1 protein-coding gene is annotated in these 652 nt (G+C 49.5%); it reads left to right on the forward strand.

The window, feature by feature from the left end:
- Positions 1-652 (forward strand): signaling recognition particle receptor family protein (locus tag R7040_RS27240; RefSeq protein ID WP_318097713.1); only part of this gene is annotated, 652 nt, incomplete at both ends.

The following is a 652-nucleotide window of genomic DNA, read 5'->3' on the forward strand; positions in this document are numbered from 1 at the left end:
CGCCTTAAGCGCAGCCTTAGCCGTACGAAAGCAAATATCGGCGCTGGTTTCTTTGGTCTGTTCAGCGGTAAAAAAATCGATGACGACCTATTTGAAGAGCTAGAAGAGCAACTGCTCATTGCCGATGTGGGCATGGACACCACCACAAAAATCATCAACAACCTGACAGAAAAAGCCTCTCGAGGTGATCTGAAAGATGGCGAAGCCCTTTATGGTCTGCTGAAAGAAGAAATGGCGGAGATTCTATCTAAAGTAGAACAGCCTCTAGAGATCGACAGCAGCAAAACACCTTACGTCATCTTGATGGTTGGTGTGAATGGTGTGGGTAAAACCACCACCATCGGTAAACTTGCGAAGCAGTTCCAAAGCCAAGGCAAGAAAGTGATGTTAGCGGCTGGCGATACTTTCCGAGCGGCCGCGGTTGAGCAGCTGCAAGTGTGGGGCGAGCGTAACAATGTTCCTGTGATCGCGCAGCATACTGGCGCAGACAGCGCATCGGTTATCTACGATGCGATTGAAGCGGCAAAAGCGCGTGGCGTCGATGTGGTTATCGCCGATACGGCGGGTCGTCTACAAAACAAAGCCAACCTAATGGAAGAGCTACGCAAGATTGTACGTGTGATGAAGAAAATTGATGATTCTGCACCACATG

Source organism: Vibrio sp. 1069 (assembly GCF_033340555.1).